Below are 20,876 nucleotides of genomic sequence, written 5' to 3'. Positions count from 1 at the left end.
CTTCTCTTCCCGACCGGACGGGCCAGGGGCGCCACCAAGGGCGCCGCTCCTTCTGTGATGAGCGCGGTCGTCCATTTCGAAAATCAGGATTTCGTTTCGATGAGGGTTTCCGCTTCACGGTAAAGGATCCTCGCCAGCACCCAGTCCCACCAATAGCCTTGGCCGCGACCGACCGGTTCGTAGGATGGCTCCAATTCCGGCGTGAAGGCGAAGTGGATGAGCTCGCGGGCTTTCGCCAGCTCAGCCCGGGCCGCGTCGGTCCGCCCGGCACCATAGTGCGCCATCGCCATCACCGGATGCCGGATCGCCGAGGTACAGGAGTTCGGGTCCCGGAAAGCGGCGGAAATCCCCCCCCAGATGAGAGCCTGTTCGTAGTCGCCACGGCGGTATTCGTAGAGGGCCATCGACCAGGTCCTCCAGACGCCCGTGCCGTTTTCGGCACCGGGTTTCGCCGCGTGGGCGCTCTCGATCGTGGTCTTGCAGGGTTCCAGTTTCCTCAGGAAATCAGAATCCGCCGGGAGCAGAAGAGTGGCCTGGATGATTTGCGAAGCCACACGCGGCTCGGTGGTGTCTCCAAACCGCGCGATCACCCAGTCCCGGAACTTTCTGAAATCCTCACGGTTGCCGTTTTCCACCAGCGCGGGTCCCGGAGCGACGAGGTCGTTGTTCGCGTAAATCCGTTCGGGACTGGTGATGCGGTTCGCCTGGGTGAGCAGCAGGAAACACTCGGACGCCTGCGGCCACCGGCCGCGCAGCGCGTTCCAACCGCCGAGCGAGCGCAGGACGTTCGCCGCTTCCAGCGATGGCTCGACGGAGGCGAGCGGCGTGAGCCGGAGCTGGGCATCCGCTTCCTCGGTTTTCCCTTCGCTCATGAGCACGGCCACCTGTGCGATGTTCTCGCGGACGGTCGCGTTCGAACGGAGTTTCTCCTCGTTCGTGCGGGCCGTTTCGGCGATCTCGCGCAGATGGGCCTGTTCCTGCCGCGCCTTGTGCTCGCGCAGGTAGGAGCCATAGGCGAGGCCCATCCCGAGCACCAGCGCCGCCGCCACACCCGCCACGGAAGTGACGGCCAGCCGGTTTCTCCGGACGAATTTCTGGAACAGATAGATCTGGCTCGGAGGGCTCGCGGTGACCGCTTCGTTATCGATGAAGCGCCGCAGGTCCATGGCCAGCGCGTTGACCGTCTCATAGCGGCGCTGGCGGTCTTTCTCCAGCGCTTTCATCACCACCCAATCGAGATCCCCCTTCACGGTGGAGATGAGTTTCGCCGGCTCGGTATGACAACAGGCCGCCGTTTCCGCCAGTTTTTCACGATCCAACGTGCGGAGCAGCGCGGACGGAGCGGGCGGCTCCCGCTCCATGAGGATCTGCCGCATTTCGATCACCCCCGCGGTGGCCAGCTCCTTCGGATCGAAAGGCGTGCGCCCGGCGAGGAGTTCGTAAAGCAGGATGCCGAGGCTGTACACGTCGCTGCGGGTGTCCACATCCAGCCCCTTGCGATCCGCCTGTTCCGGGCTCATGTAAACCGGCGTGCCGACGAAGTGCTCGTTCGCGGTGAGCATCGTCTCTCCCACGGATTTTCCCGAGGTGGCCTTCGCGATTCCGAAGTCGATCACCTTCGGCGCGGGCCGGCCGTTGTGGAGGGTGATGAGGATGTTCGACGGCTTGATGTCCCGGTGGATGACTCCCTTCTGGTGCGCGTGCTGGATGGCGTGGCAGACGGAGATAAACAGGTCGATACGCTGCCGGACGTCCAACCGGTTCTCGTTGCAATAGTCCGTGATGCGCGTGCCCCGCACCCACTCCATGACGAAATACGGACGCCCCGCCTCCGTCGCCCCGGCGTCCAACACGCGGGCGATGTTCGGGTGGTCCATCACGGCGAGCGACTGCCGCTCCATTTCAAACCGGGCGATGACATTTTCCGTATCCATGCCAAGCCGGATGACCTTGAGCGCCACGAGGCGCTGTACCGGCTCCATCTGCTCCGCGAGGTAGACCACACCGCATCCTCCCTCGCCGATCCGTTCCAGCACCTTGTAGCGCCCGATCCAGGTGCCCGGTCCGTCGGATTCGGGGAAATAATCCCCTGCTGCCGATGCCGCTCCCGCGGGGATCTCCGTCAGATTCTCATACGCCTCCGCCGCCACCACTGTGCGGGCGTGCTCGGCTTCCTCCATCCATCCGTCCGCCGCCTCGTGCGCCGCCAGCAGCCGTACGAGACGTGTCCGCTGCGCGGCGTCCTCGCACGCCTGGTCGAGGAACACCTCGCGCACGTCCGGTGCGTCGATGATGACCGCCGCCTCAAACAGGGCTTTTTCAATTTCTCTGGATCCCGTCATTTTTCCAACTTCCTGCTGAGAAGCGTAAGGCGGCGAAAAAAACCGACACCCCTCAATGGGGGGGGCGTGACCCGTCCTCGATTTCCTTCACCATCTGAAACAAACTCGCCTTCGCATAGGCCCATTGCCGCTCGACGGTGCGGACGTTCACTCCGAGCGTGGCCGCCGCCTCCTGGTTGGTAAGTCCCGCGAAAAACTTGAGCAGGACGATGCGGGCGCTCTCCGGGTCTTCTTTTTCCAGGCGCTGGAGGCTCTCGTCGATCAGCAGCAGGCGTTCGTCCGGCGTGACCTCCACCGGGGTCATCGCGGTGATGTCCAACTCCGCCCGCAACCCGCCGCTCTTGAGGCTGGATTTCTGCCGCGCGCGGTCCACCAGGATGCGGCGCATGGCCAGCGCCGCCGCGCGGAAGAAATGGGTGCGGTCGTTCCAGTTTCTCCCGCCTTTCTCCGACAGGCGGAGCCATGCCTCATGGACCAGCGCGGTCGGCTGCAAGGTCATTCCCGCGGACTCCCGCGCCATGCGGGATGCCGCAAGACGCCGCAGTTCGTCGTAGACCAGCGGCAACAGCTGCTCGGACGACAAGTCTGCGAAAGAATGTCCATCGGTATCCATTTTCCTGAGGATTTTTCCCCTTGCGTGACGATGGCAGGGTTGCCGCCGGGTATGCGCTCAGCAAGGAAATTTCACGACGCGGGCCGTCCCGGCGGGATTTCCATGGAAAGAAAATCACCGCCACTGTCGGGAAATTTTCCGGAATTCCGCTTCTGGGGAAAAGTGCTGCCAGATCCGGCCGCATCGAACCCACCGCCACCATGTATTCTGACACACCCCTGGAATTCGATCACGCAGTCACAGTCGGCATCGTGGAAGGAAACCACATCCTTGCCGAAAACCTGCGCCGCGCGGTGGATGCCGCACCCAACACCCGTTGTGCCGGTGTCTGGCATTCCGCGAAGGAGTGCCTGCAGAAGATCGGCGAAGCCCGCCCGCTCATGGTCCTGATGGACATCGACCTGCCCGGCATCTCCGGCATCGCCGCCACCGCGGCTCTGAAACGGCTGATGCCGGACGTACAGGTGATGATCGTCTCGCTGGATGCGAACCCCCAGCGGATCTCCGAAGCCATCCAGGCCGGAGCCTGTGGTTACTTCATCAAACCCACTCCCGGCGGCGGAATGGGCTCCTCCGGAACCGTCCCTCCTTTCGGTTGTGAAAACACCGTCACGGAGATGGCCCGCAGCGTGATCGAAAAACTCCACACCCGCGGACAGAAGACCCGGTTGGACAAGACCTCGGAGCCTCTCACGCCACGCGAGACCGTCGTCGCCCGGCTCATCGCCGAAGGCTGCACCAACAAGGAAATCGCCTGCCAGATGGATGTGGGCTTGGAAACCGTCCGCACGCACATCCGCACCATTTTCCGGAAACTCAACGTCCGCTCAAGGACGGAGGTGGCGGTCAAATACCTCAAGTCCTTGAAAAATTGGAGCGCGGGCGAGATGAGCGCCGCGTCCTGAAACGACGATTGCCAGGACATCGCTCCGTGATTTCATGGAATTTTCACGCAGCCGGCATCCGCGGTTCACACGGAAGATCTTGAGTATGCGGCATGCACCTACGCCGCCTGATCCAGCCTGACACCGGTTGGCTGGACGCGCCCACGCCCGGGCGCATCGTCCGGGTCGCGCTGATGGCGGTTGCGGGGCTGGCGTGTTATGGTTTTTCCGTCGGGTATTGGCGGGATCCGCTCATGGGTGTTTACGTGGCGGTGAAACTTCCGCTGCTCGTCGCGCTCACCCGGGCCTGCAATTCCCTGCTGAACGGACTCCTCGGCCTCCTTCTCGGCACCGGCCTGGGTTTCCGCCAGTCGTTCTTCGCCCTGCTCAGCGCCTTCGCCCTCGCCGGGGTCATGCTCGGCTCCCTCTCCCCCGTCACCTTCCTGTTGGCTTGGAATGCCCCGGCCCCTGACGCCGCCGGCGCTCAAAACGCCCACGCCGCCTACCTTGTCACGCACACCGTTCTCATCGGATTGGCGGGTATCGCCGCGAACATCCACCTGCATCGCCTGCTCGCGGCCCGTGCGCCGACCCGCATGGCCGCAACCGCCACCCTGCTGGCGTGGCTCGGGGGCAATGGATTCCTCGGCGCGCAGTTCTCGTGGATCCTGCGGCCGTTTTTCGGCACGCCACGGCTTGAGGTCCAGTTTCTCCGCGAGCATCCCATGGACGGGAACTTCTACTTCGCGGTCTGGGCATCCATCCAACAGGTCACCGGCGGCAACGGCATCCCGCTGCTCTGCGCCATCGTCCTTTCCATCTTCATTCCCATCGCCAGCGCCCTGACCACCAACCATGCAATCAACAGAAAACCATGAACACGCCTGAAAATCCCACACCTGCAGTACCTCCACCTCTCGAAGCTCCGTTGCCTGCGAAGCTTGATCTGAAATCCCTCTTCGAGGCCCTCCTCCGCCGCCCGCACTCCCTCGTGGAACGGTTGTCCGAACCGGATCATGGAGCGACCGGGAAACTCGCGCTCGTCGCCGTGGTATCCATCCTCTGCTTCGGTTTCGTCATCGGCTGCTTCGCGAAACACGAGCAACTGTGGGCGGCTCCGTTGAAGATCACCACCGGCCTGCTTTTCTCCGGCCTCATCTGCTTCCCGAGCCTCTACATCTTCTCCACCCTGGCGGGGGCGCGGGTCGGCATTTCCCAACTCGCCGCCTGCCTCGCCGGAGCGCTCGCGCTCGCCGGGCTGCTGCTGCTCGGCTTCGCGCCCGCCATCTGGATCTTCGCGGAATCCACCGACTCCTTCGGTTTCATCGGCACCCTCGCCATCGGCACATGGATCATCGCCCTCGTTTTCGCCCTGCGTTTCTTGAAATCCGTCGTCTTCACCACCGGGGGCACACAGAAAGGACCGCTCGTCATCTGGAGCGCGGTGTTCCTGCTCGTCACCCTGCAGATGACCACCTCGCTCCGTCCCATCCTCGGCCGCTCCCCCGTCCTGCTCACCCAAGAGAAGAAATTCTTCCTCCAGCACTGGGGCGAGACCATCGGAGAATCCCTGTCCCGCCCGACACCGCAAAACGCCGCGAAATAACCACCCGCACAATCTCCCGAATCCATATCACGAACCCGCCATGACCTCCGCCGAAGACGATCCCGATTACCTCGACTGGCGCTTGGAACTGCTGTGAGCGGCCCGCACCGGCATTCCCGCCTGCCCTTTCACCATCCGAAGCGGCAAGTGCCGGGTGAGCAGCGATCAGCGAGAAGTAGTAAACATGACACCGCGAGGCTCACCCCTCCCTTCCCATCACTGATCGCTGCCCTCCCGGAACTTGCCGCCCTTCCCCTCGCCCCGGTGAAAGGGCAGGCGGGGATGCCGGTGCCGCCTCATTGTTAACCAAAAATTTGAGTTGAAAGGCCGGACTTTCGAAGCAGTTTTTCCATCCCCCGATCCGCTCGATAGAAGCAATCCAAAATTCCTTTCAAGGCATCATCAGGCACATCCCTGACCGCAAACACTTCGTGAGCTGGTGTGGGAATCACTCCTAGCAGCCGGTATTTCCTCCCGCTGCGGTAGATGATCATCGAACCTCGGTCGGATGGGGAGATGGTTAGGGAGGAACCTCCGTCGTGAACCCATTCCATATGCGTCGAGAACCAACTGCGACCGTCAGATATCAACCGGTCCTCGGTCGACATCTCCGACTCCCAATCCTGTTGCCGGAAAAGTTCGAGCGCTTCGTCCACGTCGACATGGCCAAGCTGGCGCAATTCACCGTCGGCACGTTGTAGGAAAATATGCATTATCAGAACCAGCGGTATAATTCGTATACCGAACAACTGCAGCGATTTATTTCACCCGGCCAGACTATTATCCATGGCTTTAAATGTGGAATATGCGGGCATGGCCGAAGATCAGTTTTTATCCAGCAGGTCCACTTCCTGATAGGGAAACGGTCGGGTCCATCCGTGGTCGGTCGAACAACGGGATTCGATCCGGAGCAACTCAAACCGGAGTCTGCGCGTAAACGCCTGGAGAGAAAACGCCGCCTCGAAAACAGGAGCAACATGATCCGGGCTCATGATGACGATACGGATCGAATCAGATTCCCGCTGCAACCGGCAGGTCATGAAATCCGGTTCGAGTGAGAATCGAACCGTTTCGAAAACCGATCCCTTCGCAATCCGTATCGTGGCCGCAGCCAAATCCAAGAGACAATCGTTTGGAACGCCTGAAGCGGTCACCGTATAGGTCTCCGGCTCTTTTCCGAAGGTGATGTTGATCCAGCCGTGCGTCGGATCTGAAAGATGGAGGATCTTCATGACCGGCAATACCCAATTACAATGGAGGGCACGCTGGCGAGACCATTTGTCGTGGCAGGAGATCAACCCGGGACGACCGCACCACACCGATATCCCGCCGACCGCACCGTCTGGATGATCACCGGATTCGCGGGATCCCGCTCGATCTTCTTCCTCAGGAGGAAGACATGCTGGTCGAGCGTGCGGGAGTCCGGAAAATAATCGATGCCCCAGCAGGTATCGAGGAAGGCGTCGCGCGAGACAGGGTCACCGCGATGGTCGTGGAGCAGACGCAACATGGTGACCTCGCGCGGTGTGAGCTCGATGGATTTCCCATCCCTCTCGGCGATCATGGCACGTGGCCGGATGCGGAGATCACCGAGTTGGAAGTCGTCCTTCCCCTCCCGTGGTGCGATGCGGCGGAGGGCGGAACGGATGCGGGCCATCACCTCGGCGCGCGTGAAGGGCTTGCGGATGAAATCATCGGCCCCGAGATCCAGTCCGACCACCACGTCGATTTCCTGATTCTTCGCGGAAAGGAACAGGATGGGAATGTCACGGTTTCCGGCGCGTACCCGGCGGCAGACCTCGTAGCCGTCCACTCCCGGCATCATGATGTCCAGACACAGCAGATCCGGTCGGTCCGATCTCCAGAGGTCGAGCGCCTGGCGTCCGTCCGCCGCGCGCAGGGCGGTGAACCCATCGCTCTCGACGCAGGCTGCGAGGGCATCAAGCGTGAGCGGATCGTCTTCGGCGATGAGGATTTTCATGCGGCGTCGGTATCGGTGACAATGGCAAGGGCGGGTGGAGCCGGGATTCTCAGGCGAAAAGCCGCGCCCTGCCCGGTTTCCATTAGTTCAAGCGTACCACCCATTCGCCCGGCGAGGTCTTGGCCGATGGCGAGTCCCAGGCCGGTGCCGCTGGCACCTTCGTTGGTCGTCTGGAGAACGCGCTCGAAGGGTTTGAAGATCCGCTGGCGGGAGACGGCGGGGATGCCCGGCCCATGATCGCGCACCTCAAGGGTGAGCAAGCCTCCATCCTGAACCGCCTCCAGCCCCAACCACCGGCCTGCGGTTGCGTATTTTTCGACATTCGAGAGAAGGTTACCGGTGATCTGGCTGAGAGCATCGGCATCCAGTAGCGCGGGATTGTCAGCGGAAATCCGCGCTTCGATCACGATTCCCCGCCGTTCCAGCGCGGGGCGGAAACTTTCCAGCGTGCGCCCGATGATTTCCCCGGGCATGCAGCGGACGGGCTTGAGTTCCAAAGTATCCCGTTCGCGGCGGGAAAAGGTCAGGACGTTCGCGACCAAACGCGACAACCGCTCGATTTCCTCGGCCACCAGGCCGAGCCGGCGGCGCGCCTCCGCGGGACGGGAGGTGAGGACCTCCGTGGCGAGGTCGAGATTCAGCGTGAGATTCGTAAGCGGCGTGCCGAGTTCGTGGGACACCCGGTTGACAAAGGAGACGCGTTCGCTGGCGAGCCTGAGCGCACGTTTCTGCTGGATGAACAAAACACCGCCGGATGCCAGCAGCACGATGGCGAGGACCACCGCAGTCGCGAGAGTGGCGGGGTCGTACGTTCTGCTGACGACAAGACCGTCCCATGTCCGGATCTGCCAATCTCCGAACAGCGTGCGGATCGGAATAATGGAGGCTGCCGGACCATGACGGTCCGAGCCTACCTTGGCGAGGGCGCGGCCGTCAGCCAGCTCGATCTGCACCCGCTCCCCTGCTTCCCGCAACGGTGCGAGCGGCTCCTCCAACCAAGATGCGACATGACCTGACGCGCGCTCGCGGACCTGGGCCATGTCGATGAGGAAGGCGACCAGCACGCCCGGCTCCGGCTGGCGGCAGTGGACTTGCAGGGAGGGGACCGGACTGGCAAGCCAACTGCCGTTTTTTGGCAGGTCTTTTTCCAGCAATGCCGCACCCAGAACGACAGCGTTTTCCGGATCAAAAGGCCGTTTGCGTTTTTCGAGTTCGATCTCAGGAAGGCGTCCGGGATTGAATGGAGGGGAGATGGTCAGATCGTTTCCCTTCTGCCGGAAGACCCGGATCAACCGGATGCCGGAAATTTCCGCAGCCGCGGCGGTCGCATCTTCCTGTTTCGCGTACGGGCTCCGGTAGGCGAGATCCTCCATGTGATCCAGATAAAGCGACTCCAGGCGGACCAGCTCCCGGCGGAAGGAATCCGCGAAATCCAGCAGCCGGGTGCGATCCGCGGGAGTCCGTGTCTCGACTTCACGCCTGGCCATGCGTTCGCCGCCGACCATCACGAGGACGGCGGCGGCGAGCATGGGCAGTATGGTGAGAAGCGCGGGACGCATCATTTTGCAAGCGTTGCCGTGATGAAAGCAAACCAGACGCGGTTTGCCGAGTCCGGATCCGCTTTGGAAACCGGCGGACGATTCATGGTGCCCAACAAGAACGGCCGGTTGATCCGGACGGTGGCTGCGGTATTGACACGCTGGGTCTCGAAAGCAGGCATCTCGGTGGCGGAGACACCCTGACCATACGACGTGCGTCCCACCATGGTGACCCGCTCGGGAACAAGTCTGAGATCCACCAGTTTTTCGTCATCACTCAGCGTCGCCTCGAATTCCAGAGTCACTCCGGCATTCCGCGTGTCGAATGATGTGGGTGTGGCGGGGCCGTTGGTGCCATGGGCCTTCGTAACCTCCGCACTCCCCGCTTTTGATCCGGTGACAACTGGTGGCTGACCATCCTTCACCGGAGGTGGCGCCACCGGTACGACCGGCGGACCGGACGCTCCCGCAGGTTCATATTCCGTCGGATAAATCTGCTCGCCGATGCTTTCCGCAGTCGCTTTCTGGGAGGACCTGCAGCGGAGGACCGTGACAGTCTCCTGACGCACGGTCTCCTTGTTGACCGCGGCTACTAGACGTTCGTAAAGCTCCGGATCGGCAAGCCGCTCCCGATGCAGTTTCGCCGCCATGGATAAAGGCAGTGAAAACATTTCGTAGCAAACGGAGATATTCTTTGGAACGGCTTCCTCGGCCTGGAGGACAGCGAGGGACAACACACTAACTAACATCGATTGGATTTTCATAAATTATTTGATTGGAATTTTTCCATGTGAAACATGCCTTCGGAGAACTTCAGGGTTTCGCAAGCGTCGCGGTGACGAATGCGAACCAGACCCGGTTCGCCGCGTCGGGATCGGCTTCGGAATTCGGAGGACGGTTGATGGTGCTGACCAGATACGGCTGGTCCATGCGGAGGATGGCCGTGGTGTTGGTCCTCTGGGTCTCGAAGACCGGCATCTGCGTGGTCGCGGTTCCTTGCCCCCATGCCGAACGCCTGACCTGGGTCACCACCTCGGGAGCAAGACGCAGATCCAGGATTTTGTCTTCCTTACCGAGAATCGGTTCGATTTCCAACGTCATTCCGGCATTGCGGGTTTCGAAGGCCACGGGAGTCGCAGGATCGGAGTCGACAGGAGGTTCATATTCCGTCGGATAGATATCCTCGCTGATGGATTCGGAAACCGCCTTCTGCCCGGACTTGGCGCGCAGCAGCGTGAAAGCCTCCTGCCGGGCCGTCTGCTTCTCCACCGCGGACACAAGACGGGCGTAGAGTTCGAAATCCGGCAGCTGTTCCCGCTGGAGCTGCGCGGCCGTCGCCATCGGCAGCGAGAACGTTTCCCAACAGATGGATATATTGGTGGGACCGGATTTTTCGGGAGCAACATTCTCCCCGGTATTGTTTTCCCGAAACGGATCCGCAGGTTTTTCCTGTGCGTGGAGGATGGTGGTGGCGAGCACGCCGGCGAGCAATGAATGGATTTTCATAACCCCGCCACTCTAGCAACCGCTTGTCCTCGAAGTGTCAAAGGATTGTCAATTTTCACGAAATTTATGGAAGATCGATCCCGCTCCCGCCTCTTCCGTTCCGAAGAGAGGAACAAAACCCAGTCCCTCCCTCCGCGTCACATCCCCCCTTGCCCCCGTTTCCTAAAACCACTTCAATACCCGACATGATCGAAATGCCCCATCTCTGGACCCGGCGGAAAATCATCGGCACCATGGCGCTCGCCTTCGGCGCGCCGGGTGCCTTCGCCGAGCAACTCACGCTCACCCCCAGACAGACCGAGGGACCGCTCTACCCGGACCACCTCCCGCTGGATACCGACAACGACCTGCTGGTCGTCAATGACGGCATCACCGCGAACATCGGCGAGGTGACCCACTTGTCCGGCAGGCTCCTCGACCCGAAAGGCGATCCGATCCGCAACGCGGTCATCGAGATCTGGCAGGTCGATGGCAACGGAGTCTACATCCACAGCGAAAGCGGTGATGCGGAAAAACGGGACAAGAACTTCCAAGGCTTCGGCCGTTTCCTCACCAGTTCGACCGGCGAGTATTATTTCCGCACCATCAAGCCCATCGCCTACCCCGGCCGGACGCCGCACATCCATTTCGCGGTGAAGATGAAGGGCCGGGAGAAATGGACCACCCAGTGTTATGTCAAGGGCGCGCCACAGAATGAGAAGGACTTCGTCCTGCAGGGCATCAAGGACGTGAAGGCGCGCGAGTCCGTCATCGTGGACTTCGCCGCCATCAAGGAGTCGAAGATCGGCGAGCTCGCGGCCAGGTTTGACATCGTGATGGGCTTCACGCCCGAGGACAACCATTGAGAGTCTCGCCTTCTGTGGGAGGGGGCGTGATGGGGCCGGCACCGGCCTCATCCACGATTTGACTTGCAAATCCTCCGCCCAGCCGCTTTCTTGCGCGCTCAACCTCAACTAGGACGGTCCGGTTAACCACTGGATCCATCCCCTACGACCATGGCCGAACAAAAAGAAATCAACGTAGCAGACTATCAACTCCACGAAGGAGACACCGGAAGCGCCCCTTACCAAGTGGCTCTTCTCACGAAGCGGATCTTCCATCTCACGGACCACCTGAACGCCCACAAGAAGGACTTCTCGTCCCGCCGTGGCCTTCTGACCCTCGTTTCCCAACGCCGCAAGCTTCTTGATTACATCAAGAAAGGCTCCGAGGAGAAATACCAGCAGGTCATCTCCGGCCTCGGACTCCGCCGCTAACCCAATCTCGCAAGGCAGCCACTGGGAACTCCAGTGGCTGTTTTGCAAAGCGGCCCGGGCACTTTTTCCCGCCCGGTTCGCCAGACTCACCACTCCGCAGCCGCCTGTTCGTGCGCTGCGGAATTTGTCTGAAAACGATGAATGCCCTTTCCGCACCCTGCGGGACGGGCCGTACGCAAAGAAAAAAGAAGCAAATAAAACTGATTATGAATATCCACACACTTACGGCCGACGTCGGAACCAACCCGATGACGTTCGAAACCGGCAAGATCGCCAAACTCGCCGATGGAGCCGTCACCGTCCGTTGCGGCGACACCATCATCCTCGTCACCGCCGTCTCCGCCACCAAGGTGAAGTCCGGCCAGACCTGGTTCCCACTTTCCGTGGAATATAAGGAAAAAGCCACCGCTGCCGGCGTATTCCCAGGCGGCTACTTCAAGCGCGAAGGCCGCCCGACCGAAAAGGAAATCCTCACCTGTCGCATGACGGACCGCCCGCTCCGTCCGCTTTTCCCAAAAGGCTACCTCTACGAAACCCAGATCGTCGCCATCCTGCTCAGCGCCGATGGCGTGAATGATTCCGACATTCTCTCGATGAACGGCGCCTCCGCCGCCCTCGCTCTCTCGGACATCCCGTTCGCCGGCCCGATCGGCGCCGTGCGCGTCGGCCGCGTCGATGGCGAATTCGTCATCAACCCGACCCACGACCAACGCGCTGACAGCGACCTCGACCTGATCTACGTCGGCGACAAGGAAAACGTCATCATGATCGAAGGCCAGGCCGACGAGCTTCCGGAAGACGAGTTCATCAAGGCGCTTCACTTCGCCCAGGCCGCCGTCGTCAAGCTCGTCGCCGCCCAGGAAGAACTGGTGAAACTCGCCGGTAAGGAAAAGCGCTCCTACGAGCTCACCGTCGCCAAGGACAACTTGCTTGAAATCGCCTACGAAATCGCCGGCGACCGCATCGAAGCCGCCATCTACGCTCCCTCCAAAACCGAACGCGCCAAGAAAGTCGGCGCGCTGCGCGACGAGGTGGAGGCCGCCATCAAGGAGCGCGCCCCCGAGGCGACCGATTTCGACGTCGAGCAAGCCTTCGAATACCTTCAGAAGAAGGCGTTCCGCATCTCCATCATGGAAAAAGGCGTTCGCGCCGACGGACGCTCCATCAACGACCTGCGCACCCTCTACGGAGAAGTCGGCACCCTGCCACGCGTCCACGGCTCCGCCATTTTCTCCCGCGGAGAAACCCAGGCGCTCGCCATCACCACGCTGGCACCTGCGGACGAGAAGCAACACTTCGACAACTACGCCGGTGGCGAGGACGAGAAGCGCTTCATCCTCCACTACAACTTCCCTCCCTTCTCCGTCGGCGAATGCGGACGCATGGGCGGCATCAACCGCCGGGAAATCGGCCACGGATCGCTCGCCGAGCGCTCCATCGAGCCCGTCATCCCTGACGAGTCCGTCTTCCCATACGCCATCCGCGTCTCGTCGGAAGTCATGGAGTCCAACGGCTCCACCTCGATGGCGTCCGTCTGCGCCGGCACCATGGCCCTCCTCGACGCCGGTGTCCCGCTGATCCGCCCCGTCGGCGGCATCTCCGTCGGCCTCGTGACCGAGACCAACGAAGACGGCACCCTCAAGGCGCACAAGATGCTCCTCGACATCATCGGCTCCGAGGACTTCTACGGCGACATGGACTTCAAGCTCTGCGGCACGGACGAAGGTGTCACCGGCTACCAGCTCGACCTCAAGCTTCCCGGCCTCCCCCTCTCCATGCTGGAGGAGGCGATCCACATCGCCAAGGCGGGCCGCACCAAGGTCATCGCGAAAATGGCCGAGTCCATCGTCGAGCCGAAGCAGCTCAGCCCGCACGCTCCACGCATCGTTTCCGTGAAGATCCCGGCCGACCGCATCGGCGAACTCATCGGACCTGGCGGCAAGAACATCAAGGGCATCCAGGCCGAGTCCGGCGCCGAGATCAACATCGAGGACGACGGCACCGTGCACATCTACGCTTCCAAACAAGAAGGCCTCGATCGCGCCAAGTCGATGATCGACCGCATGTTCCAGGAAATCGAAGTGGGCAAGGTCTACACCGGCAAGGTGGTTTCCATCACCCAGTTCGGCGCGTTCATGGAAGTGCTTCCAGGCAAGGACGGACTCGTCCACGTCTCGGAACTCGCCGAAGGCCGCACCGAGAAGGTCGAGGACGTCGTCAAGAAAGGCGACACCATCACCGCCAAGTGCCTCGGAGTTGACGAAAAAGGCCGCGTGAAAATGTCACGCCGCGCCTGGCTCCGCGACCAAGCCGCCGCCGAAGCAGAGGCGAATCCACAGCCTGTCGCTGCCGAGTAATTCAAGGAGTGACGACCTCGCTGTCGTCATCTTCCGTTTCATCAAACCGGCGTCCTCACAAGGGACGCCGGTTTTTTATCTTTATAGAAGCCTCGCCTAAAAGAGCGCTATTTTTACTATTTCTTGTCTTCTTCACTCGTTTGGCTTCGGTCGGCAGGCGAGGACGCAAATCCAGAGCGCAGACATGCAAACGAATAGCGGCGCCGAGCTTTTCTACAATTCTGTTGGCCTCTTCGCGTAGTAGGTCTGCTAGTTCTGTGAAGCCAATACGAGATCCTGTGTCGGGATGGTCCCAATACCGATTCTTGGACAGAGTAAACATGAGACAACCTGATCGCCTGGTCTCTGGAGCCATGTATTTCTCGACGAGCTGAGTTTCAAGAGTATCGCGTAAGTCCTTGGCAGAACGTCCGTCAGCCAGCTTGAGTTCGATGACTGCTTCATAAAGCGATGTAGTGGAAAGTAACCGGATGTCAGTTTCCTTCTCGTCGGCAGTCACGCCTTCCTGACCAATTTTATAGAGTCCGTTGGCGTGGTAATTCAGTTTTTCGGCAATTGCACGTCGCATTATCTTTTCTTCGGTGATGCCTGCCCATAACTCGCGCGGCGAGTCATCACGCAAAAGCAGGTCTTCTAAGTCACTCAAGCGGTCCAACATCATTGCAAACATCGCCTCATTCGTGGAAGGGGGGGCTTCACCGGTTTTGTCGAGTGCAATAACCTGCTCTTCATCAAGAGCAATGCCGTCGATCTCCTCCGCCCATTGTTCTTCGGCCAGCGCTATTATGCGGTCCTTGAAATGTGCGCAAACTGGGTCGGATGCCATTTCCCACTTCGCAGTCCAACCTTCTTCGCCGTTGGTTTTAAGCAACGCATTCACAATCCAACTGCGCGCACGTTCGGCGTCATCGCGTTTGGCGTCATCCGCCGGATGGACATGACGATACGCCAGACGCACAAGCCGGAGAAGGATCTGTGGCGTAAATTGAGGGTCAGATAAATTTATACCGTCATGGCGATCATCGAAGATGTCGCCTATCCATTTCTCGGGCCTGCTTCGTGTCGCCTTTCCACTTGATTTCATGCGCGCTTCAAGCGCGTTAACGCCAGAACTCGGATCAAGTCGCATCAGCACCGGTAGCCAGACTTTAGCAACTGGAATGGAAATTTTTTTCCCAAGACGCTCGTGTGCCATTGCGCAAATGTCCGCACGGGTTTCTTTATCGCCATTTTTTATCAGAAAATGAACTACTTGCACGATGCGTTGTGCTGTTACATTTACATTTTTCCCCTTACACTTATAATTGTCATTTAACCATGCACGAAGAATCGGCAGGAAAATGTCTATCACCGGCTCCGACGATTGGTCGATATTCTGTAATAACATGGAATCTGTCCCCGCGTCACTCTCCAGATCAAAAAGTAACTCCCTGCCAAGTATTGCCACTACTCCTGCCGAGTGCACCTTTACCAATGCTTCCATCCACAAAGGCAAGCCATCATATCCGATAGCTGCGAAACGAGCAACAAGTTTAGCCTCTTCGTCCGAAAGCTTCGTAGCCCACTGGACGTCTTCAGCTTCCGCATAAATGGCGGCGAGCCCCAGGAGCCACCTCACAAGATAGGTGTTCTTTTCTTCATCCGGTCGCTCACTTCTTAGCGTAGGGCGCTCTTTGCGCCACTGTTCCATCAAAGTCAGCCTTAATCGATCTGCGATTTCCTTACCAAATTGTTCTTCAATGAAACGCCGATTCCAACTAGAAGCGCGACTTCCATCTCCAGCCTTACTCATGACATTCCACAGGTACCATGCCGTGTTGCCTCTCCGTTCAAGAGAAAACACGGTATCAGGCTGATTTGCTATCTCACTCCAAAAATTCACCCAACTTACATGCGTCTCGGCTTGCTTCCTTTCTAGTCGCTTTTTCTGTCTAGCATGTTTTTTTTCCCAACGTTTGTGCTCTTCGTTGGGCTCTTGCGGCTTCAAACTATCTTCAACTATTCCAAGAAGTTCGAGTTCATCGGCAACAAGTGGTTTCAACCCAATGAGATGGTTACGCCATTCGTCTTGGCTTGGGGCATGCCGCATCGCGGCCTCCAAAAGCAATGCACGATCTATTGAGGATCGGGTAGAATCGAAGAGGGCTTCCTTAATCCAGGCCAGATCGCGTTCTGAGTTTATACAAGCAGCACCCTGATGTATGATTTCATAGTAGCGCTCCCAGGCACTCGCAGTGGGGTGGATTGACTGAATCAATGTATTTCCAGCCCAAAATAACTGAGCATTCCTGTCGGCTGTCAATTCCGCTAGTAGTTTCTGAAGTTGAGTATACGCCTCATCACCACCATGATCTTGGCGAGGAAGCTGAAGGGCAAGATTACTTGCGTGTATCCACGACGTCATCGAGCCAACATTGAAACTACGTACGCAAGTGGTCGCTAGCGCACAGCTCAGATCATCACGATTCGAAACGATATGCGGCCATCCGTCTTGCCATCGTAATCCAGCGGAGGCCAAATCGAATAGACCATCGCGCAAAGCTTCCAATGTTGAAGCATCCAAATCGGCCTCTACGATCAGTCGAGGAAGCTGCCAGCTCAAGTCACCGATGCCGCGCTTCTTCTTTTTTAGGCGTCCCAAAATCTGAAAAAAATGATTCACTTTGAGATGCTTAGGGAAAAGCCCAACAGCTATATTCTGGGCGAGATCATCCGGCCAAAGTTCAGCATTTTCCGCTATTCCGGCCGTTATGATATCCACACGCAAGTCATTGCACATCGCCAACGCCTCAATGGCAGCAAATCGCTCAGGGCGCGATGCTCCAACGTCCATTGCAACCGCATAAGCAATATCCAAACATTCAGTAATTCTACCGACCTCGATCAAATTAAGGAGAATTTCACGAATTTCAGGATTTTCGATCCCCTGCATCCAAATACGCTTGATTTCGCCAGACAATTGAGGCACGGCAAAGCGGTGAATTTGTATATGAGGCACGGAAAGCCCGCGCCAGCCACCCTTACTATAATGCTCGGCATATGCGCTAAGTGCTTGGTTTTTTTGGGTCAATGATAACGATTCGGGATCTCCCTCTGTGAGCAGCACAGCTGGCTCATAATCACGTAGAGTCTCGAAAACCATTTCTTCGGTCAGAGCAATCCATCCGGCGATAGGCCGTTTTGATGGCCGCACGATGACTTTTCCTCTGGTTGCTGCGAAAAGTAGTCGTCTGAGCGCACGCGAAGTCATACCCCGCTCGCGCAGTAGTTTAATCCGCTCTGCGGCAAGGTACTCAGGCACCGATCGATGATGAAAGCGCACCCGGCCGTACGAAGCAAAACCGAACAACGGCCGTTCCAGCAATGTCTTGCGCTCGTCAGCACTCCAGTCGGAAAGAATTGCGGAGGGATCTAACGGAACACCATCACCCCCGGAATCGGCCTCCGCACTGTGCCGAATAGTTAGACGGCGAGTTCCCATCATGGCCAGAGCGAGACGACTTGCTCCTTCCATTGCTTTGTCGACCGATAACTCAGAGAGCTCGCGCCGGTCTTCTCGCGGCTTTAATTTGATACGCACGTTGCTCTCCACCTGCTCCCGATGAGTGCGGATACGCTTGAAATTCCGCCAATCAGCGCAGAGTTCGATCAGGTCTTGAGGTCGCCGGGCAAACTCCTCGGCATTCCGACGTCGCAAATCCTTCAGCAACGCCTCGGGTTCATCCACACCTTGAGTCTGCGCAAAATCCGAGATCTGGCTATCCGATAATGGCATTAACGCCACAGTTCGCCAATCTGGCGGGACTTCCTCTTCATTCTCTTTCTTTTTGTTTCGCCGACCATGCAGGGCAATCTGAGCAAATGTTTCGCCATCAGCACTGGTTTCGATCTCCGCAAACTGAGGCACGGGGAACAACTTTCTCACGAGCTGTTCATCGAACGGAATAGGCCGTGTGGTGATAATAATACGCATTCGACCTAACTTCCCATAGCATTCTTTTGCAAGCTGCGTTAATGCAACTTTAAAGGAGCCGCGGCTGAGCTTTAGCTCATCAATGGAATCCAGAAAGAAAGTGGCTACATCACATTGAGATATTAGCCAGCCTTCGAAACGGCTTTCTTGCTCAAGATCAAGCATGTCTCGTAAGCGACTTCCTGCCAGCGTAGCCAGCTCTAGATGAAATGCCGGTTCTCCAGCATCCCAAAGGCGTTTGCACTGCGATTCGCACTCGTATGTTTTTCCTGCCCCAGCCTCGGAAATAATGAGCACGCGTTTTGAACGCAGCAATTCCTGCCATCCGGTGCTTCCCGACCATCCCAAACTCACCAGATACGACTGCTGATCCGCTTTATCGAGACTGCCTTCGGAAATATTTTGAAAAGTCCTTTCAATTTCCATGATGATTCTGAATTATTCTCCGATTAATATCACCGCTTGGTGACACCTCACTTTGGCTACCAACTATACAATTATCAATCTTTTTGGAAAAATCTGTCGCTTGGTACATTCACGTCCGCTGCTTTCAACGCGCGTTCATTTGACACATGTTATGAATCACAAGAGGAGGCCGAGGAGTTGCAAATCCTCGTGACACAAGCTTCCTTAAGCTCCGGTCGGCGAGAAGACTTCCCGGGAAAGCCTTAAGTTTGGCGACATTCCGCATGCCTTGCCATTCTCCTCCGAAGGAACTATTTCTTGTCGCAACAATGATGCCAAAAACCGTCTTCCCTCTCCCTCCATCGTTGGCCGCCCGGCTGCTTGCGAGCGCTTTTCTTCTCAGCTCCGCGATGCCGGCTCCCGCCCAGATCACCCCGGAGCCATCCCCGCCCAAGGACATTCTCGCGGCGAATCTGGACACCTCGGTGGATCCGGCGGTGGACTTTTACACATACGCGAACGGAGGCTGGCTGGCGCGCAACCCGATCCCCGCATCCGAGGCGGCATGGGGCATCGGCAATCTGGTGCGGGACGAGTTGCTGGCGAAGCTCCGCTCGATCAACGAGGAGGCGGCCAAGGCAGGGGCTGCGGAAGGAAGCGAGCAGCGGAAGATCGGCGATTTCTGGGCCACAGCGATGGATGAGGCCAAGGCGGATGCCGCGGGGCTGGCACCGCTGAGCAAGGAGCTTGCGATGATCGATTCGATCGAAACCGTCGGCGGCGTGCTGGACGCCTCCTTCGCACTCCGGTCATTGATGGTGGAAACGTTCTGCGCCGTGTCGGTGGGACAGGATGAGAAGCAGAGCGATCTGATGTCCGTCCACATCTGGCAGGGCGGACTGGGACTGCCCGAGCGGGATTTTTATTTCAACCCGGAAAAGGGAACGGCGAAGGTCCGCCAGGAATACTCCGCCCACCTCACCCGGATGCTGGTGCTCCTCGGTCGCGCCGATGACGACGCCCGCAAGGCGTCGGACAAGGTCATGGAACTGGAGACCGCCCTGGCCAAGGCATCGCGGAAACTGGAGGACCTGCGTGATCCGGGGGCTAACTATCACAAAATGACGCCCGGGGGACTTACCGAAAAGCACACGCCCCTGATCGTCTGGCAGGACCGGCTGGCGGCGATGTCGCTGCGCCCGGATTCCGTCATCGTCGGCCAGCCGGAGTTTTTCACCGAACTGGACCGTCTGCTGAAGGAGACATCCCTCCCCGTGCTCAAGGACTACCTGCGTCTCCGGCTGGTCTCTACCTACGCCCCATACATGGGCAAGGCGTGGGAGCACGAGGACTTCGCCTTCACCGGGAAAATCCTCTCGGGACAGAAGGAACCGCAGCCCCGCTGGAAACGCGTGCTGGAGGCCCAGGAATTCGCGATGGGCATGATGTTGGGGAAAATTTTCGTGAAGGAATATTTCCCGGAGCGTGAGAAACGCCGCTACGCGGAGCTGGTCGAGCACGTCCGGGGCGCGTTCCGCGAACGCATCGAAAAGCTGGATTGGATGAGCGACGCGACCAAGGCGAAGGCCCGGGAGAAACTCGACAAGCTCGCCGTGAAAGTCGGCTATCCGGACCGCTGGAAAGACCAGTCGGCATTGGTCGTGGGGACGGATTCCTGGTGCGGCAACATGATGCTCGCCGCCCGCTGGCAGTTCGCCGACATGATTTCCAAATTCGCCAAACCGGTGGATCGTACGGAGTGGGAAATGACGCCCCAGACCTACAACGCCTACTACCAGCCCTCCAACAATGAGATCGTGCTGCCCGCCGCCATTTTCTCTGTTCCGGGCATGAAGGACAGCGCGCTGGACGATGCCATGGTCTACGGCTACGCCGCCGCCTCCACCATCGGTCACGAGATCACCCACGGGTTCGACGACGAAGGCCGGAAATTCGATGCCGCAGGCAACCTCAAGGACTGGTGGACGGAGGAGGACGGGACACGCTTCCAGAAGCGGGCGGCCGTGATGGTCGCACAATACGACGCCATCCAGCCCCTGCCCGGACTTTCCATCAACGGCGAGGCCAGCCTGGGTGAAAACCTCGCCGACCTGGGCGGCGTGCAACTGGCGCTCGACGCGTTCAAGAAGACCGAGCAGTTCCGCAAGGGCGAATCGATCGGCGGATTCACTCCGGTCCAGCGTTTCTTCCTCGGCTACACCTATGCATGGATCTACAAGGACCGTGAGGAAAACCTGCGCGCCAAGCTGCTCAGCGACGTGCACGCCCCGCCCCACTGGCGGGTCAATGTCCCCCTCTCGAACATTCCCGAGTTCCATGAAGCCTTCGGCATCAAACCCGGCCAACCCATGTGGCGGTCTCCGGAATCCCAAGTGAAGGTTTGGTGAACCGGGT

The 20,876-nt window shown here is 59.0% G+C and carries 16 protein-coding genes; 7 read left to right on the top strand and 9 right to left on the bottom strand.

Annotated elements, in window-relative coordinates:
- Window positions 1-83 precede the first annotated feature (83 nt).
- Window positions 84-2,342: a serine/threonine protein kinase gene (locus tag JIN84_RS05305; protein ID WP_200349967.1), complete on the bottom strand. Its 2,259-nt coding sequence runs from the start codon at window positions 2,340-2,342 to the stop codon at window positions 84-86.
- 52 nt (window positions 2,343-2,394) lie between these two features.
- Window positions 2,395-2,925 carry an ECF-type sigma factor gene (locus JIN84_RS05300; RefSeq protein ID WP_234043184.1) on the bottom strand — a complete coding sequence of 177 codons (531 nt, stop codon included), beginning with the start codon at window positions 2,923-2,925 and terminating at the stop codon, window positions 2,395-2,397.
- A gap of 230 nt (window positions 2,926-3,155) precedes the next feature.
- On the opposite strand from JIN84_RS05300, the gene JIN84_RS05295 reads away from it, so the two are divergent.
- From JIN84_RS05295 to JIN84_RS05285, 3 genes are all read left to right on the top strand, one after another.
- Window positions 3,156-3,860 (top strand): response regulator transcription factor, encoded by a 705-nt coding sequence (locus JIN84_RS05295; protein ID WP_200349965.1) that lies wholly within the window; start codon window positions 3,156-3,158, stop codon window positions 3,858-3,860.
- A 92-nt stretch (window positions 3,861-3,952) separates the two neighbouring features.
- Entirely contained in the window at window positions 3,953-4,717 is a 765-nt protein-coding gene (locus JIN84_RS05290) for a hypothetical protein (protein ID WP_200349964.1), read from the top strand.
- Window positions 4,714-5,445, top strand: a complete 732-nt coding sequence (locus JIN84_RS05285) for a hypothetical protein (RefSeq protein ID WP_200349963.1) — start codon at window positions 4,714-4,716, stop codon at window positions 5,443-5,445. Before JIN84_RS05290 ends, JIN84_RS05285 begins: the two co-directional genes overlap by 4 nt.
- 302 nt (window positions 5,446-5,747) lie before the next feature.
- Here the strand turns inward: JIN84_RS05285 and JIN84_RS05280 are convergent, their stop codons facing one another.
- From JIN84_RS05280 to JIN84_RS05255, 6 genes are all read right to left on the bottom strand, one after another.
- Entirely contained in the window at window positions 5,748-6,158 is a 411-nt protein-coding gene (locus tag JIN84_RS05280) for a hypothetical protein (protein WP_200349962.1), read from the bottom strand.
- Window positions 6,159-6,269: 111 nt separating this feature from the next.
- Entirely contained in the window at window positions 6,270-6,677 is a 408-nt protein-coding gene (locus JIN84_RS05275; protein ID WP_200349961.1) for a hypothetical protein, read from the bottom strand.
- A 62-nt stretch (window positions 6,678-6,739) separates the two neighbouring features.
- The gene (locus JIN84_RS05270; RefSeq protein WP_200349960.1) at window positions 6,740-7,426 is read right to left on the bottom strand and encodes a response regulator transcription factor; all 687 of its coding nucleotides are present in this window, start codon (window positions 7,424-7,426) and stop codon (window positions 6,740-6,742) included.
- Window positions 7,423-8,988, bottom strand: a complete 1,566-nt coding sequence (locus JIN84_RS05265; protein ID WP_200349959.1) for a sensor histidine kinase — start codon at window positions 8,986-8,988, stop codon at window positions 7,423-7,425. Before JIN84_RS05265 ends, JIN84_RS05270 begins: the two co-directional genes overlap by 4 nt.
- Window positions 8,985-9,728 carry a hypothetical protein gene (locus JIN84_RS05260; RefSeq protein ID WP_200349958.1) on the bottom strand — a complete coding sequence of 248 codons (744 nt, stop codon included), beginning with the start codon at window positions 9,726-9,728 and terminating at the stop codon, window positions 8,985-8,987. Before JIN84_RS05260 ends, JIN84_RS05265 begins: the two co-directional genes overlap by 4 nt.
- A 49-nt stretch (window positions 9,729-9,777) precedes the next feature.
- Entirely contained in the window at window positions 9,778-10,470 is a 693-nt protein-coding gene (locus JIN84_RS05255) for a hypothetical protein (protein WP_200349957.1), read from the bottom strand.
- 185 nt (window positions 10,471-10,655) lie between these two features.
- Between JIN84_RS05255 and JIN84_RS05250 the strand changes: the two genes are divergently transcribed.
- From JIN84_RS05250 to JIN84_RS05240, 3 genes are all read left to right on the top strand, one after another.
- Window positions 10,656-11,315, top strand: coding sequence for a dioxygenase family protein (locus JIN84_RS05250; RefSeq protein ID WP_200349956.1), 660 nt, complete (start codon window positions 10,656-10,658; stop codon window positions 11,313-11,315).
- 150 nt (window positions 11,316-11,465) lie between these two features.
- Window positions 11,466-11,726, top strand: a complete 261-nt coding sequence (gene rpsO / locus JIN84_RS05245; protein WP_200349955.1) for a 30S ribosomal protein S15 — start codon at window positions 11,466-11,468, stop codon at window positions 11,724-11,726.
- Between the two features lie 206 nt (window positions 11,727-11,932).
- The gene (locus tag JIN84_RS05240; protein WP_200349954.1) at window positions 11,933-14,083 is read left to right on the top strand and encodes a polyribonucleotide nucleotidyltransferase; all 2,151 of its coding nucleotides are present in this window, start codon (window positions 11,933-11,935) and stop codon (window positions 14,081-14,083) included.
- A 55-nt stretch (window positions 14,084-14,138) separates the two neighbouring features.
- On the opposite strand, the gene hyoA is transcribed toward JIN84_RS05240, so the two are convergent.
- Entirely contained in the window at window positions 14,139-18,482 is a 4,344-nt protein-coding gene (gene hyoA / locus JIN84_RS05235; protein ID WP_200349953.1) for an NACHT domain-containing antiphage protein HyoA, read from the bottom strand.
- 308 nt (window positions 18,483-18,790) lie between these two features.
- Here hyoA and JIN84_RS05230 point away from each other — a divergent pair, with 308 nt between their 5' ends.
- Window positions 18,791-20,869, top strand: a complete 2,079-nt coding sequence (locus tag JIN84_RS05230; protein ID WP_200349952.1) for a M13 family metallopeptidase — start codon at window positions 18,791-18,793, stop codon at window positions 20,867-20,869.
- The last annotated feature ends 7 nt before the right edge of the window (window positions 20,870-20,876 follow it).

Origin of the sequence: Luteolibacter yonseiensis, from assembly GCF_016595465.1 — a bacterium.
Taxonomy (GTDB): Bacteria; Verrucomicrobiota; Verrucomicrobiia; order Verrucomicrobiales; family Akkermansiaceae; genus Luteolibacter; species Luteolibacter yonseiensis.
Note: the sequence above shows the minus strand (reverse complement) of the source record. Positions and strands in the feature narration are given on the sequence as shown.

Bases quoted from the DNA above. Each gene is read 5' to 3' on its own strand.
- JIN84_RS05305 (WP_200349967.1), bottom strand. From the start codon at position 2,342: ATGACGGGATCCAGAGAAATTGAAAAAGCCCTGTTTGAGGCGGCGGTC.
- JIN84_RS05295 (WP_200349965.1), top strand. From the start codon at position 3,156: ATGTATTCTGACACACCCCTGGAATTCGATCACGCAGTCACAGTCGGC.
- JIN84_RS05290 (WP_200349964.1), top strand. From the start codon at position 3,953: ATGCACCTACGCCGCCTGATCCAGCCTGACACCGGTTGGCTGGACGCG.
- JIN84_RS05285 (WP_200349963.1), top strand. From the start codon at position 4,714: ATGAACACGCCTGAAAATCCCACACCTGCAGTACCTCCACCTCTCGAA.
- JIN84_RS05280 (WP_200349962.1), bottom strand. From the start codon at position 6,158: ATGCATATTTTCCTACAACGTGCCGACGGTGAATTGCGCCAGCTTGGC.
- JIN84_RS05275 (WP_200349961.1), bottom strand. From the start codon at position 6,677: ATGAAGATCCTCCATCTTTCAGATCCGACGCACGGCTGGATCAACATC.
- JIN84_RS05270 (WP_200349960.1), bottom strand. From the start codon at position 7,426: ATGAAAATCCTCATCGCCGAAGACGATCCGCTCACGCTTGATGCCCTC.
- JIN84_RS05265 (WP_200349959.1), bottom strand. From the start codon at position 8,988: ATGATGCGTCCCGCGCTTCTCACCATACTGCCCATGCTCGCCGCCGCC.
- JIN84_RS05260 (WP_200349958.1), bottom strand. From the start codon at position 9,728: ATGAAAATCCAATCGATGTTAGTTAGTGTGTTGTCCCTCGCTGTCCTC.
- JIN84_RS05255 (WP_200349957.1), bottom strand. From the start codon at position 10,470: ATGAAAATCCATTCATTGCTCGCCGGCGTGCTCGCCACCACCATCCTC.
- JIN84_RS05250 (WP_200349956.1), top strand. From the start codon at position 10,656: ATGATCGAAATGCCCCATCTCTGGACCCGGCGGAAAATCATCGGCACC.
- rpsO (WP_200349955.1), top strand. From the start codon at position 11,466: ATGGCCGAACAAAAAGAAATCAACGTAGCAGACTATCAACTCCACGAA.
- JIN84_RS05240 (WP_200349954.1), top strand. From the start codon at position 11,933: ATGAATATCCACACACTTACGGCCGACGTCGGAACCAACCCGATGACG.
- hyoA (WP_200349953.1), bottom strand. From the start codon at position 18,482: ATGGAAATTGAAAGGACTTTTCAAAATATTTCCGAAGGCAGTCTCGAT.
- JIN84_RS05230 (WP_200349952.1), top strand. From the start codon at position 18,791: ATGATGCCAAAAACCGTCTTCCCTCTCCCTCCATCGTTGGCCGCCCGG.